This is a genomic window from Planktothrix pseudagardhii (assembly GCF_904830925.1).
Lineage (GTDB): Bacteria > Cyanobacteriota > Cyanobacteriia > Cyanobacteriales > Microcoleaceae > Planktothrix > Planktothrix tepida.
Map to the genome: position 1 here is coordinate 4,473,450 of NZ_LR882967.1, position 14,370 is coordinate 4,487,819.

Annotated in this window: 14 protein-coding genes and 1 pseudogene; 5 read left to right on the top strand and 10 right to left on the bottom strand. The window is 39.3% G+C overall.

From position 1 onward, the window contains the following. The first annotated feature begins 17 nt into the window (after positions 1-17). Positions 18-1,421, top strand: a complete 1,404-nt coding sequence (gene secD / locus NMK36_RS19130) for a protein translocase subunit SecD (RefSeq protein ID WP_254174402.1) — start codon at positions 18-20, stop codon at positions 1,419-1,421. Between the two features lie 169 nt (positions 1,422-1,590). Then, positions 1,591-2,559: a protein translocase subunit SecF gene (gene secF / locus NMK36_RS19135; RefSeq protein ID WP_072719142.1), complete on the top strand. Its 969-nt coding sequence runs from the start codon at positions 1,591-1,593 to the stop codon at positions 2,557-2,559. A 110-nt stretch (positions 2,560-2,669) separates the two neighbouring features. Here secF and aroH read toward each other — a convergent pair whose 3' ends face one another. The 3 genes from aroH to sppA form a co-directional block, all read right to left on the bottom strand. After that, the gene (gene aroH, locus NMK36_RS19140) at positions 2,670-3,059 is read right to left on the bottom strand and encodes a chorismate mutase (protein ID WP_254174403.1); all 390 of its coding nucleotides are present in this window, start codon (positions 3,057-3,059) and stop codon (positions 2,670-2,672) included. Positions 3,060-3,258: 199 nt separating this feature from the next. Then, a complete protein-coding gene (locus NMK36_RS19145) occupies positions 3,259-3,654 on the bottom strand; it encodes a four helix bundle protein (protein WP_254174404.1) in 396 nt (131 codons plus the stop codon). Positions 3,655-3,932: 278 nt separating this feature from the next. Further along, positions 3,933-4,778 carry a signal peptide peptidase SppA gene (sppA, locus tag NMK36_RS19150; protein ID WP_072719802.1) on the bottom strand — a complete coding sequence of 282 codons (846 nt, stop codon included), beginning with the start codon at positions 4,776-4,778 and terminating at the stop codon, positions 3,933-3,935. A 91-nt stretch (positions 4,779-4,869) separates the two neighbouring features. Between sppA and NMK36_RS19155 the strand changes: the two genes are divergently transcribed. Together NMK36_RS19155 and treZ are read left to right on the top strand one after the other, a co-directional pair. Further along, complete coding sequence (locus NMK36_RS19155) at positions 4,870-5,934, top strand: DMT family transporter (protein ID WP_072719803.1); 1,065 nt, start codon at positions 4,870-4,872, stop codon at positions 5,932-5,934. A 46-nt stretch (positions 5,935-5,980) separates the two neighbouring features. Beyond that, positions 5,981-7,801 carry a malto-oligosyltrehalose trehalohydrolase gene (gene treZ, locus NMK36_RS19160; RefSeq protein WP_254174405.1) on the top strand — a complete coding sequence of 607 codons (1,821 nt, stop codon included), beginning with the start codon at positions 5,981-5,983 and terminating at the stop codon, positions 7,799-7,801. A gap of 180 nt (positions 7,802-7,981) precedes the next feature. Here treZ and NMK36_RS19165 read toward each other — a convergent pair whose 3' ends face one another. The 6 genes and pseudogenes from NMK36_RS19165 to NMK36_RS19190 all read right to left on the bottom strand — a co-directional run bounded on the left by NMK36_RS19165 (position 7,982) and on the right by NMK36_RS19190 (position 12,614). Next, a complete protein-coding gene (locus NMK36_RS19165; protein WP_072719805.1) occupies positions 7,982-9,070 on the bottom strand; it encodes a nucleotidyltransferase family protein in 1,089 nt (362 codons plus the stop codon). A gap of 17 nt (positions 9,071-9,087) precedes the next feature. After that, positions 9,088-10,034: pseudogene (locus NMK36_RS19170) on the bottom strand (SMP-30/gluconolactonase/LRE family protein). A 29-nt stretch (positions 10,035-10,063) separates the two neighbouring features. Further along, on the bottom strand, positions 10,064-10,963 hold the full coding sequence (locus NMK36_RS19175; protein WP_254174407.1) for an SDR family NAD(P)-dependent oxidoreductase: 900 nt from the start codon (positions 10,961-10,963) through the stop codon (positions 10,064-10,066). Between the two features lie 33 nt (positions 10,964-10,996). Further along, positions 10,997-11,695, bottom strand: coding sequence for a glycosyltransferase family 2 protein (locus NMK36_RS19180; RefSeq protein WP_245824266.1), 699 nt, complete (start codon positions 11,693-11,695; stop codon positions 10,997-10,999). 5 nt (positions 11,696-11,700) lie between these two features. Next, positions 11,701-12,405, bottom strand: a complete 705-nt coding sequence (locus tag NMK36_RS19185; RefSeq protein ID WP_072719807.1) for a glycosyltransferase family 2 protein — start codon at positions 12,403-12,405, stop codon at positions 11,701-11,703. Next, positions 12,405-12,614 carry a hypothetical protein gene (locus tag NMK36_RS19190; protein ID WP_254174408.1) on the bottom strand — a complete coding sequence of 70 codons (210 nt, stop codon included), beginning with the start codon at positions 12,612-12,614 and terminating at the stop codon, positions 12,405-12,407. Before NMK36_RS19190 ends, NMK36_RS19185 begins: the two co-directional genes overlap by 1 nt. A gap of 94 nt (positions 12,615-12,708) precedes the next feature. Between NMK36_RS19190 and NMK36_RS19195 the strand changes: the two genes are divergently transcribed. Beyond that, positions 12,709-13,629: a transposase gene (locus NMK36_RS19195; protein WP_254172698.1), complete on the top strand. Its 921-nt coding sequence runs from the start codon at positions 12,709-12,711 to the stop codon at positions 13,627-13,629. 59 nt (positions 13,630-13,688) lie between these two features. Here the strand turns inward: NMK36_RS19195 and NMK36_RS19200 are convergent, their stop codons facing one another. After that, positions 13,689-14,369 carry a glycosyltransferase family 2 protein gene (locus tag NMK36_RS19200; protein ID WP_254174409.1) on the bottom strand — a complete coding sequence of 227 codons (681 nt, stop codon included), beginning with the start codon at positions 14,367-14,369 and terminating at the stop codon, positions 13,689-13,691. Position 14,370 lies beyond the last annotated feature (1 nt).

Below are 14,370 nucleotides of genomic sequence, written 5' to 3' on the forward strand. Positions count from 1 at the left end.
ACTGATAACTGATTACAATGCGAAAACAACGTTCTGTTTTAATTCTAATTTTGGTGGTGATTATTGCCTCCATTGTTGTCCTTGCTAATGTTCCTTTACGATTAGGTTTAGACCTACGGGGAGGTTCTCAACTTACCATTCAATTGAAGCCTTCAGAAGCGGTTCCAATCATTGATGAACGGGTTCTAACGTCCGTTCAAAGTGTGATTGAAAACCGGGTGAATGAATTGGGGGTATCGGAAGCCTTAGTGCAAACGGTCGGACAAAATCAAATTGTTGTGCAGTTACCGGGAGTAAATAACCCGGAAGAAGCAGAGCGAGTCTTAGGAGGAACAGCACAGTTAGACTTCCGAGAACAAAAATCGGGAACGGAACAACAACTTCCGGTGGAATTACAAGTTCAACAAGGAATTAAACAACAAATTAAAGAAGCTAAAAAAAAGGGAGATTCCCCAGCTTTAGCTAAAGCGATTGAATCTTTGAATAAGAGTAATGAAGCGATCGCCCAACTCTATAATAGCCCTGTTTTAAGAGGACAAGATTTAAAAGATGCCTATCCTGAACCTGTAAAGGGAGGAGGGAACTGGAATATTGGTTTAGTCTTTAGTTCTGAAGGGGGCGAAAAGTTCGCAGAACTCACTAAAAAGTTAGCGGGAACTGGGCGAACAATTGGGATTTTTCTCGATAATGATTTATTAAGCTCTCCGTCGGTTCCTGTGGATTTTGCCGATACCGGAATTACAGGAGGTCGAGCCGTTATTACAGGACGATTTACCGCCGAAGAAGCTAATGCTTTAGCGGTACAATTGCGAGGTGGGGCTTTACCTGTTCCCGTAGAAATTGTGGAAAATCGCACCGTTGGGGCTACCTTGGGGCGGGATAGTATTAACAAGAGTGTTTATGCTGGGGTAACGGGTTTAATTTTAGTCCTGATTTTCATGATTGTTTATTATCGATTACCCGGATTAATAGCGGATTTTTCGTTATTAATTTATGCCCTATTAAGTTTAGCCCTATTTGATTTATTGGGTGTGACTTTAACGTTACCGGGAATTGCAGGTTTTATTCTCAGTATTGGGATGGCGGTGGATGCTAACGTTCTAATTTTTGAACGAACTCGTGAAGAATTGAAAGCTGGAAAAAGTCTGTACCGTTCTGTAGAATCTGGTTTTTATCGTGCCTTTAGTAGCATTTTAGATGGTAATGTAACTACGGTTATTGCTTGTGTTGCCTTATTTTGGTTAGGCACAGGATTAGTAAAAGGATTTGCCTTAACATTAGGATTAGGGGTAGCAGTAAGTATGTTTACGGCGATTACTTGTAGTCGTAGTTTTCTCTTCCTCGTTCTTGATTTTCCAGAGTTAAGAAAACCTGAATTATTTTGTCCGAATGTCAAAAAAAGCTTTGCCAATAATCAGTAATTAGTCATCAGTCAATCGGGAATGAGGAATCAGCAATAAGCAACTGTCAATCGTTATTTCTAATTAACTGATTAACTTTTAACTCTTACCCTGATAACTGATAACTGATAACTGGTACAGACGTGCCATGGCACGTCTCTACTGATAACCATTAACCTTCAACAAATTTATGGCTTTTAGTGTTATTAAACAACGCAACCTATGGTGGGGGATTTCCAGCGCAATTATTCTGGCTGGAATCATTGCCATGGCTATTTCTTGGACTCGCCCAGATATTGGTGCACCCTTACGTCCGGCATTAGATTTTGTGGGAGGAACTCGCCTTCAGTTGGAACTAGATTGTTCTGTTCCCAATAATTGTAACGGCCCCATTGATCTGACTGAGGTTCGGGACGTTTTAGCAACTCAAGGTTTAGCAAATAGTTCCATTCAACTGTTAGATAAAGATTCAGCTAAAAAAGATAAGCAAATTGTTTCCATTCGCACGAAAAGCTTGAATGTTGAAGAACGAACCAATTTGCAAAACGCCTTAAGTCAAAAAATCGGTGCTTTTGACCCAAAAGGAACTCAAATTGACACAGTAGGCCCCACCGTAGGCCGTCAAATTTTTCTATCGGGATTAACGGCTTTATTATTAGCATTTGCCGGAATTACGGTGTATTTAACCTTTCGGTTTAAGTTTGATTATGCCTTTTTTGCCTTTGTTGCTTTATTCCACGATGTTTTGATTACTATCGGAATTTTTGCAATTTTAGGATTACTTTTTGGCGTAGAAGTTGATAGTTTATTCCTGGTAGCTTTATTAACAATTGTGGGATTTTCTGTTAATGATACGGTGGTGATTTATGACCGAGTTCGGGAAGTGTTAGCCCGAAATCCTGAACTTCATATTAATCAAGTCGTGGATGATGCTGTCGAACAAACCTTAGCTCGATCAATTAATACCACATTAACAACTTTGTTACCCTTAACTTGCATTTTCCTGTTTGGAGGTGAAACTCTCAAATATTTTGCTTTAGCATTATTAGTGGGTTTTATTGCAGGGGCTTATTCCAGTATTTTTATTGCTAGCACAATGTTAGCCTGGTGGCGCGAACGCCAACCCGCTTCTGTGTCTTTGGCAACAGAAAAAGAGTAAATCAGTTATCAGTTATCAGTTATTAGTGAAAGAGTTAATGGTTAATCGTTGTCAAGTGTTAACTAAAACTTAAAAAATGATGACTGATTACTGATGACTGATAACTGTTTTTAAGACAAATGAACAGGGGTTAAATTCCAGTCGGGACGGAGGTTTTTAGCCCCTCTTAAATAAGGGTGATAAACTTGGGTTTGATGAGCAGGTAAGTTAACATGAACTAAGAAGCGAATACATTTTTCTAAACTGCCTTTGACATACATTTGTTGAACATCTAATAGAGGAACATTGTGCCAAAGGGGACGCTCACGGGCGATCGCGGCGGGAAAAATAGCATCTAAATCTTTCGTGACTGAAAACGTTAAACTAATAATTTCATCAGGATCAAGTTGATTACGGGTTTCTAATTCATTTAATAATTCTATAACCGCTTCTCGAATGGCTGCAACCGAATTTTCTGAAACCGTCGTTGCGCCACGAATTGCACGAACTCGCCAGTCCACAAATAGAATCCTCCGATATCGAAATGTTCATCGTTCCCAGTGTAGCAAGAGACGGAGACGGGGAAGAGGGGGATGGGGGGACGGGGGGATGAGGGGATGAGGGGATGAGGGGATGAGGGGATGAGGGGATGAGGGGATGAGGGGAAGGGGGAGGGGATGAGGGGGAGATGGGAAGGGGGAGGGGATGAGGGGGAGAGTATTAGGGTTTGATGAGCCAGCTTTTGGGGTGGTTGATCATGTTGACTAAACTATCCAGGATTTTGTCGTAGGTGGTGTAGAGTTCTTGACCCGTCTGTGTGTTTAAATATCCACATTGAACCGCAAATTTAATCCAGACTTGAGTTTCACTGGCTTCGGCTTCTGAATCATTGAGTTTAGCAATGAAAGCGGCTTCATATCTCCGTTTTCTCCAAGCTTCCGCTAAATTAGCACAGACAGAACGAGAAGAACGTCGAATTTGATCGGTTAGAGAATATCGTTCTTCTATAGGAAATCTCTGGGATACTTTAAAAATCTGCATGGCTCCCTGAAAGGATAACTGATACACCTCCAAGTCTTCATGAGTTCTAATAATTTTCCTCCTTTCTTCCCCCATCTCTTATCCCCCTCATCTCCTCATCTCCTTGTTCCCTCTTCCCCTTGTCCCCTCATCCCCCTGTCCCCTTGTCCCCTCATCCCCCTGTCCCCTTGTCCCCTTGTCCCCTTGTCCCCTTGTCCCCCTGTCCCCTTGTCCCCCTGTCCCCTTGTCCCCTCATCCCCCTGTCCCCTCATCCCCCTGTCCCCTCATCCCCCTGTCCCCTTGTCCCCTTGTCCCCTTGTCCCCTTGTCCCCTTGTCCCCTTGTCCCCTTGTCCCCTTGTCCCCCTGTCCTCTTCTACGGTCGATACATCCACAAGGGTAGACCGTTTGTAGATAGCTCGAATTCTAACCAATGGTTAGCAGCAATTAAACTATTAGGGGTTAAATTATTTCCTAGAACCTGATTAATCAAAGTATTTCCTAGAACTTTATTAACAAAAGGTTTGGGTTTTTCTAACGTAAAATATTCGGTTTTGTCGGGATCGAGTTTAACCAGTTCAGCCGCCCAGCGACGGGCATCTTCTTCTGTCCCTAAACGATCAACAATTCCTAGTTCAACGGCTTGTTGTCCGGTAAAAATTCGACCATCAGCAAAGGTTCTAACGGTTTCTACGGGTAAGTTACGAGATTCGGCAACGGTTTGTACAAATTGTTGATAACTGGTATCAATTAATTCTTGCAAAATTTGTTGTTCGGGTTCCGTGAGTTCTCGATCAAAAGACAAAATATCTTTATAAGGGCCAGACTTAATCACTTTGAAAGAAACCCCCACTTTTTCTAATAACCGTTCTAAGTTATTACCGCGTAAAATTACACCAATACTTCCGGTGATTGTTCCTGGGTTTGCCATAATATGTTCGGCTCCCATGCCAATATAAACGCCACCGGATGCCGAAATATTGCCGAAACTGGCAACAATTTTGACTTTTTTCTGCAACCGTTTTAGGGCACTATAAATTTCTTGGGAGTCGCCAACGGTTCCCCCAGGACTATCAATTCTCAACAATAGGGCGGGAAATTTCTTTTCTTCAATGGTTTTCAGGGCTTCTAACACCCGTTTGCGCGTATCTCCGCCGATCGCGCCATTAATTTCTATGCGGGCGATTTGTTTGCGGTATCGAGGTTTAAATGGCCAAATCATGGGCAATGACAGAACTGTATTAAATTAATAATATTGTATAAACTTCTTAATAAAAGTACATAATTTTCGTCCCCCCTACCCGGAGAAGCGAATGCAGAAACCGCAAACCCAAGCAAAATTACCCTTTCAGCCGTTATTGTTAATTGCCCCATTCTTCTTTTGGGGGACAGCAATGGTGGCGATGAAAGGCGTTATTCCCCATACAACGCCGTTTTTTATGGCAGGTGTGCGGTTAGTTCCCGCCGGGGTTTTGGTACTCTTGGCAGGGCTGCTGTCGGGACGTCCGCAACCGAAAGGCTGGCAAGCTTGGCTGTGGATCTCAATTTTTGGGTTTGTGGATGCAACATTATTTCAAGGATTTTTAGCCCAAGGGTTAGTGCGAACCAGTGCTGGGTTAGGATCGGTAATGATAGATTCCCAACCCTTAGCCGTTGCGATTTTATCTCTATGGTTATTTCAAGAAACCATTGGATTTTGGGGATGGTTAGGGTTAGCCATTGGCCTTATTGGAATTAGTTTAATTGGTTTACCTGATGATTGGATTTTAGGCTTATTTAATTCGGAATTATTGACAACTTCTGCCGATTTCACTCAACTGTTTAATAGTGGCGAATGGTTGATGTTATTAGCGGCGTTATCAATGGCGGTGGGAACCGTATTAGTGCGGTGGGTTTGTCGATATGCTGATCCAGTCATGGGAACAGGATGGCACATGATTATTGGGGGGTTGCCTTTATTTGGGTTATCGGCACTTTTAGAAACTCAACAATGGCAAAATATTGATCTGTCGGGTTGGGTGGCCATGGGCTATTCTACAATATTTGGCAGTGCTATCTCTTATGGTTTATTTTTCTATTTTGCATCGAGTGGTAGCTTAACAAGCTTGAGTTCGCTAACATTTCTTACCCCAGTTTTTGCCCTATTCTTTGGAAATTTATTCCTCCAGGAAGTCTTAAGTTCGCTACAATCAATGGGAGTCGGCTTAACATTAGTCAGTATCTATTTGGTAAATCAACGGGATACCTTAGCAGAAAAGCTTAAAATCAAACGTTCCAAGGATTTAGCCCCATCTCAACCAGAAACCAATGTATTACAACCCGCAGAGGGAAATTCCGTTGAGTTACCGATAGAAATTAAAGAAATAGAGACCAGCTAAAGCGCATCTCTATACCTGAAGATGTAGTTAATCCCCAAATTTTATCATGAAACTCGGTGCAAATTATTTAGGCGAAAATCGCTGTGAATTTCGCGTCTGGTCGCCATTAAGAGAAACCGTTTCTCTCAAAATTGTGTCTCCCGAAGAACGATTAATTCCCTTAGAACGAGATGAACAGGGATATTGGAATGCAACGGTTGAAAATATTCCCCCAGGAACCCGTTATTTTTATCAATTAGAGGGTCAATTTACCCATCCTGATCCTGCTTCCCATTCTCAACCGGAAGGGGTTCATGGTGCATCTGAAGTCATCGATCAAAATACCTTTGTTTGGCAGGATCAGAACTGGAAAACAATTCCGTTAGATGAATTAATTGTTTATGAACTGCACGTTGGTACGTTTACCCCAGAGGGAACCTTTGAAGCCATTATTCCGCATCTTCCTGAATTATTAGACTTAGGAATTAATGCCATTGAAATCATGCCCATTGGTCAGTTTCCCGGTGATCGCAATTGGGGTTATGATGGTGTTTATCTGTACGCGCCTCAAAATTCTTATGGCGGAGTAGAAGGGTTAAAACGTTTAGTAAATGCTTGCCATCAGCAAGGCGTTGCGGTGATTTTAGATGCGGTTTATAATTACTTTGGCCCTGAAGGAAATTACATGGCAGAATTCGGCCCCTATTTTACTGAACGTTATCGAACTGCTTGGGGTTTTGCGATTAATTATGATCAAGCTTACTGTCAGGGGGTGAGACAGTTTGTGATTGAAAACGCCCTGTATTGGTTAGGAGATTTTCACATTGATGCGTTGAGATTAGATGCGGCTGATAACATTTTTGATCTCGGTGCTAAACATATTTTAAAGGAATTAGCTGATAATGTAGCCGAATTCTCTCAACAGCAAGGACGAAAGTTTTATTTAATGGCAGAAACCGATTTAAACGATGCAAAATTAATTCGTTCTAAAGCGGTCGGAGGGTATGGGTTAGATGTGCATTGGTGTGATGATTTCCATCATGCCATTCATACCGTATTAACGGGTGAAAATATGGGGTATTATAAAGATTATGGTCGCTGTGAGCAGTTAGCCAAATCTTACCGAGAAAGCTTTATTTACACTTGGGATTATTCCCCTAACCGTCAACGGTTACATGGAGAGTCGGCAATCGATTGTCCTCCCTATCAATTTTTAGTATTTAGTCAAAATCATGACCAAGTTGGCAACCGTTTACTAGGAGAAAGGTTAACGGCTTTAGTCTCTTATGAAGCGTTGAAGTTAGCGGCGGCTACGGTGTTACTTTCGCCTTATATTCCCTTATTGTTTATGGGGGAAGAATATGGGGAACCTGCACCGTTTCAATATTTTATTAGTCACTCCGATCTTGAGCTAGTTGAAGCTGTGCGAAAAGGGCGAAAAGCTGATTTTGAAGCGTTTCATCTGGCAGGTGATCCTCCTGATGTTCAAAGTCGAGAAATCTTTGATCAATGTAAGTTAAATTGGAACTTAAAACAGGAAGGAAAGCATAAAATATTATGGGAATTCTATCAAAATTTGATTCGATTACGGCGGAGTATTCCAGCTTTAAAATTACGCGATCGCAATCATCAAGAAGTCCAATGTATTGAGGAAGATAAATTATTAATCTTCCGGCGTTGGTTTGAAGATCAGCAGGTTTTATGTCTGATTAACTTTAGCAAAAATCCGGTTTCCTACAGTCCTAATTTAATCGGTAAAACTTGGCATAAGCTTTTAGATTCTACCGATGAAAAATGGATGGGTTTAGGATCAAATCTACCCGAAACGTTAACGGATACTTCAGAATTAACCTTAGTTCCTGAAAGTTTTGTCTTGTATGAAACTTAATTGTTGTTTTGCTCAATTCTAACGAGATATAGCAAGTTTAAATCAGTTGTAGAAATGACTTAAAATCCAATTCATCGTAGGGGCTTGTGTCCTTTCTCGCCCTAACACTGGGATTTGTGTCCATTTTTGAGGATTAATAATCCTGATGATGATGGTACAATCCATTTAAACTTGCTATATCTACCTGTTAATTCCTCGTAGCATCGCTTGTATTGGGACTTGCCATAAATTCTCTAAACCCCAAATATATTGCAGATAACTGAAAAAATTGAAGAGGTTAAAATTATCCGTATTGACTGTTCTGGAATATTGAAAATATCTTTTTTTTAAACGATTTAAGGCGGTATTTTTTTTACTCGTTATCACCTGATCTTCCTGATCTTCAAATTTAGAAATTGATAATTTTTCGAGTTCGGATAAAATTGAGGATAAGATCGGTAAATTGAGAATTTCCTGTAACTGTATCATCCTCGATTTTAATTGTAAAATAAAACGGTATTTTTTAGCTAATGTTAGCAGTCGATCTTTATCAATTTCAGATGGGTATGATTGAATAATAATCGTAGCATCTGCTAACCGACTAATCGGTAAAATTAGATTTGTTAATCCTCCAAATACACAGGTATAAAATAACTGGTCAGTTGTAGATAAAAGATAAACGGGAAAATCGTTGACTTGAGTTAATATTGCATTCTGCCAAAACTCAGTTTCCACATTTTCATTAAAACCATCCGCGAAAAGATGCCAACGAAGACTTAAATATTGCTTAGATTCATTTTCAAATCCAATATAATGGCTAAAGGGGATAGTGGGATTCGGAATTTTTTCTTTTGGTGTCCAACCCAATTTTTGTAATAATTTTATAGAGTTTAAAACATTTTTTGAGTTAATTAAAAACTCGAGATGATTCATATAACGTAGACCATAATCTTGATAATAATGCAAATTTAAAGCGGGATCTTTAAGCAGCATAATTTTAATATCAGCTTCTTGAAAAGACCCTAAAATAGAGCGAATTTGTTGAAACCAAACTTGATTTTCAACCCAGGTACGTCGGTAAACTCCCTTAAGCCTGCCAATGTATGGATCTGTAACATTATGAGCGGATAAATTACGATAGAGTAACGGTAATAACCGATAAGATTCTTGATCTACATCATCAATATTGACTAATGTTCTCCATTTTTGCCAGGAATTAATGGCTGCTTCACCTTGTAAAACTGCGGCTTGCAAAAGTAATTGTGGCTCTTGATTTAGATTAAAATTCATGGTATACTTTTAATTAATTACGGTACTTTAATCCCTGGAATATTAACTCTAATTCGGTAAACTGAAGTGCAAGCAGTGATATAAAGACTTTGCCCATCTTCATCTCCCCAAGCACAATTTGCAGGGCGTTCAGGAGTGACAATTGTTCCTAAATGATTGCCTTCACAATCAAACACCCACACCCCCCTGCTCCAGTACAATAGATGTTTCCCTGGACATCAATTTTCATGCCATCCGGTGAACCGGGTTCCTTGATGTTCATATCGTGAAACACACGACTATTAGCAAGTGTACCATCAATTGTGACATCAAAAACTCGGATATGACGACATTGTGAATCGTCAATATAAAGCTGTTTTTCATCCGGTGAAAATGCCAAACCATTGGGTTTAGAAAAATCATCGGCGAGGAGAATGATTTCTTGATGATCTGGCGGAATTAAGTAAACTCCTTGGATGGGTTGTTCTTGTTGTTCCGGTTGAATTCCATAAGGAGGATCTGTAAAATAAATTGCACCGCTACTTTTAACCACAACATCATTAGGACTATTGAGTTTTTTGCCTTGAAATTGATCAGCTAAAATCGTAATTGAACCGTCTTTTTCGGTACGGGTAACTCGGCGCATCCCATGTTCACAGACAATTAATCGTCCTTGTTTGTCCCTGGTTAAACCATTAGAATTATTACTAGGTTTTCTAAATATTTTTACCTCTCCATTAGGAGTCAACTGCAAAATTTTGTTAGCGGGAATATCGCTAAATAGTAGATGCTTTTCTTCATCTATCCAAATCGGCCCTTCAATAAACTGAAATCCGGTAGCTACACGATCGATCTTTACTTTCTTAGGAAAGAGATTTCTAAACCCTTGAGATTTGGCTTCTAATCGACCCGATGCTAATTTTTGGGGAAAAGTCGAACCTAGTTTTTTTATCTGTCTATTGACCCATTTGGCGATACGCAACATTATATTTCATCCAAATAAACAGTGCTTTTTTATTGAGGTTGCTGCTGAAATACACGATAATTAAATAACGATAATCCCCCATCAATTTTAATGATACTGCCAGTAGTAAACCTGGAAAAATAATCAGAAGCTAGATAAACAGCCGCTCTGCCGATATAACAAGGATTAATAGAACTTTTATTCAGGGGCGTATACTCGTGGCTGAATGGATTTCCTTGCTCATCTTCTAAAACCCAACCTGGAGCAATTCCATTTACTCTGATTCCGTAGGGAGCAAATTCTACCGCTAATTCTTTGATAATCATGCCTAATGCTGCTTTTGAAGAACTATAACTAGGCCAGCGAACAAGTATTTCTTGGTGTATAGAAGTCAGAAAAATAATAGCACCCTGAATAGAATTATTTACCATCATTTTGGCGATACGTTGGGTGAGGTACATCGGCCCCAATATATTAGTTTGAAAGGTTTTCTGCCATTCTCCAAAATCCAAGTTATTGATCCCAATTGTTTCAAATTGAATTCCTACATTATTGACAAGAATATCAATTATGATTTTTTTCTTATCCAAAATGCTATATAAATAATCAATATCTTCAGGCTTTGATATGTCGGAAACAAAGCTTTTTACCTTAACTGGATAAGTATTTAATTCTTCTTCTAAGTTTAAACATCCTTCCTCAACAATATCGGTGAAGAAAATATTGGCGCCTTGTTTGGCCATTTCAATAGCAATACTTCTACCAATATTTCTTGCTGCTCCGGTAATCAAGACATTCTTTCCAGCTAAAAGCTGATTATCTAAAACTACAGCAGGATCTACTGTTTTGACAAAAACTTTTGGTTTGAGCGTAGGCATCGGATTAAGGAAGGCTTTGGATGCAGCTTTGAAACGAGTTTTGATGTTGTTTAGCCGAGTTTTTAAATTCATATCCGTCGATTATTAGCCACCAATTTCAATATCCTAACCTTTAGCACGGCGGCGGTCTAGTGATGCTTTCAAAATTTGAAGATATTCAGTTTGGTATTCGCGTTGTTTAATTCCCTTATTGGTTTCATGCAGTCGCCGTTTGGCTACTAATTCGGGTAACATCATCGTTTGGAGTCCTAGCTCTGTAACACGCACCTGCCAACTAGCGAATTCGGCTAATTTCCACTGAGTTTCAAATAAGCCAACTTGAAAAAAAGAATCCCGTTTGATTAGCAATGCTGAAGGAATATGTCCTGGTACTAATTTAGGAGAAACCTGTAGTTTTGCTTCCAGATTTTCCCCCAATTCTGGACTAATAAACTGTTGAACCTGTCCGTATACGACATCAAGATTGGGGTTATTAGTAAATGCTGCCATTTGCTTGGTTAATTTATCTTCTACCCAAAGGTCATCTGCGTCGAGAAAGGCAAAAAAATCGCCTTTGGCTAATTCTATTCCTCGATTACGAGCCGCCGCCGTACCGCTATTGACTTGAAAACAGTATTGCACTGTAGTACCAAAGTGCTTTGCTACTTCTGCACTGCCATCAGTTGAACCATCATCTATTACAATAATTTCTAGTGGCTGATAAGTTTGATCTAGTACGCTTTCGATAGCTTCTGCTAGATACTTTTCGCAATTGTAGACTGGTATAATTACGCTCACCAACGGGGTATAGTTCATTTTTTCCATTTCCTTTACTCAGGGTTAGATAGCTTCTGATTGCGTTTTCGCTCAATTGATGACCTTAAAATGCCCATAAGTTCTGAGTTCATTTCTTTTGTTTGATGGGATAAATTAGAGTTATGAATACGCTTATATAAAAGGACTTCGGGTATAATCGCAATTACAATACCCCCATCTTTGGCGCGAAAAAACCAGTCAGCATCATTGGTACGTCTGTAAGTTGGATCGAAATTACCAATTTTTTCAAACACAGTTTTACGGACAACTAAAGCACTGGGAATATAGCCTGCTACATCTGCATCTATTTGCTCTTTTTTTAACCACGAAGGCCAATCATTGTCAGATTCCAAGAAGTGACGCATTTGGCAAATTGTAGCCTCTATATGAGGGTGTTGAAGAAGATAATTAACTTGCAAATTCAATTTATTAGATGTCCACAGATCATCAACATCTAAAAAAGCAATCAACTCCCCCTGAGCAACTGAAATTCCCGTATTTTTTGCTGGCCCGTTACCTTGATTGTTTTGATAAATGTAGCGGATTTGTTGATCAGATCGCGCTATATTAGCACTATTATCAGTTGAACCATCATCAACTACGATAACCTCGATTGGTCGATAGGTTTGTGCCAAAACACTTTCGATTGCTTCAGCCAGATGGCGATCGCCGTTAAAAACTGGTATGATTACGCTGACTAGAGGGTTATTTTCTTTCATTATCCTATACCGTTTGCATCAGAGAATTTTGGCAGTTGTGTAACTAATCCATTCTTTTGTTCTTTGTGCGGAGGCGCTACACCAATGTAGTCTTTCATATTTGGCAATTCATTCGAGCGCGTAAAATCTCCTTTCTGTCGGCATCGATCCAAATGTTTTTTATAAATTCTTACAAACCCCAATTCAACTAACTTTTTATCCTTAGTCATGTTGTCATCGTGCTTTCTATAAAATAGACATCTCCAAAATAGAAAAAAGGAGGGGTAAAAAGATGATAAAATTAAATTTTACCCCGGATTAGAGATGAGTAAATTAAGAGACTATCTGGACAAGAATCCCCAGCAAGCAAAAAGGCTATTAGGGATGGAATATGAACAGATGATAGAACTCATTCAAGCTGCGGAGTTATTAGAAGAAGAAAAACGACAGGAAAAAGAAAAAACTAAAATCAGGTTGATTAAAGCAGGTGGGGGTCGTCGGCAGAAATTATCTGTGGAGGAACAAATCTTACTGACTCTAATTTATCTGCATCAAATGCCCACATTTCAAATGTTAGGGTTACAGTTTGAAGTCAGTGAATCAACAGCGAATGATATTTTCCATAACTGGATAAAAATCTTGAGAGAATTACTACCAGCGAGTTTGCTAGAGCAAGTAAAAAAAAACGAGAGTGATTGGGAGTGGGTAGAAAAAATTCTGGTGGAATTTGAGTTAGTAGTAGATAGCTATGAACAGCCCAGGGAAAGACCAACAGACAATGAAGAGCAGAAAAAATATTACTCAGGAAAGAAAAAGACACATACCTTTAAAAATCAAGTCATTGTCATGCCAAATGGAAAAGAAATAGTGGATGTAGCTGTGGGTTATACCGGAGCAACAAGTGATCTGAAATTGTGGAGAGAAAGAAGCCAGGAATTGGGGAATAATCAAAAATACAGAGGGGATAAAGCTTATGTAGGAGAAACAGCAATTAATACACCACATAAGAAACCGAGGAATCAAGAGATATCGGCTGAAAAGCAAGAAGAAAATCGATTAAAAGCTAAACAAAGGATTGTAGTCGAACATTTAATAAGACTGATAAAAATTTATCGAGTTGCTTCAGAAAGATTTCGGTTAAAGAGGCAAAATTATGAAGCAATAATCTTGACAGTATGTGGATTAATAAGATGGCGAATAGGAGCGATTGTATTACCATCTAAGAATTGCCCAGAATTCTTTTGAGAAATGATTGCATATCAGAGATAAAATTCATTAGTTATTATTAATGTGACTGAAAAAGCCTATGAATCCGTTACTTTTGGAGAAGCCGGCACAGGAGTGCTAGAGATTCCAAAAGTAGCGATAGAGGGCATTTGGAGATTTTCGGAGATGTCTAATAGAGTTACTTGATCGAGCACCACTTTAGATATATTACTTTCCCAGGCTTTAAAAAATAAATCCATATCTTCAGCATACCGTAGTGTTTCATCAAGTAGGCCAATTTTTGCAAACAGGGACTTTCGATATATTGAGCTACCTAAGTAAACAAATTGATAGGGATTAGAAACTATTTTAAAGATTGAGTGACTATTTTCAGGATCTTCAAAACGCTGAATTTGTTGGATTAATCCCTGGACAATTTCTACCGAAGGATTATTTGCTAAGTAATTTGCTTGCAGTTTCAGTTTATCATCCGACCAGAGATCGTCAACATCTAAGAAGGCAATTACATCACCATTGGCTACTTTTATACCGTGATTGCGAGCCGCTGCTGGCCCACTATTTTGCTGGTAAATATAGCGGATACTGGCCTTAAATTGGGCAGCTATTTCCGCCGTTTTATCTGTTGAACCATCATCAATGACAATTATTTCTAAGGGTTGATAATCCTGATTTTTGACATTTTGAATAGCTTCCGCTAAATATTTTTCTCCGTTATAAACCGGAATGATAACGCTAACAAATAATGGCTGATTTTCCATT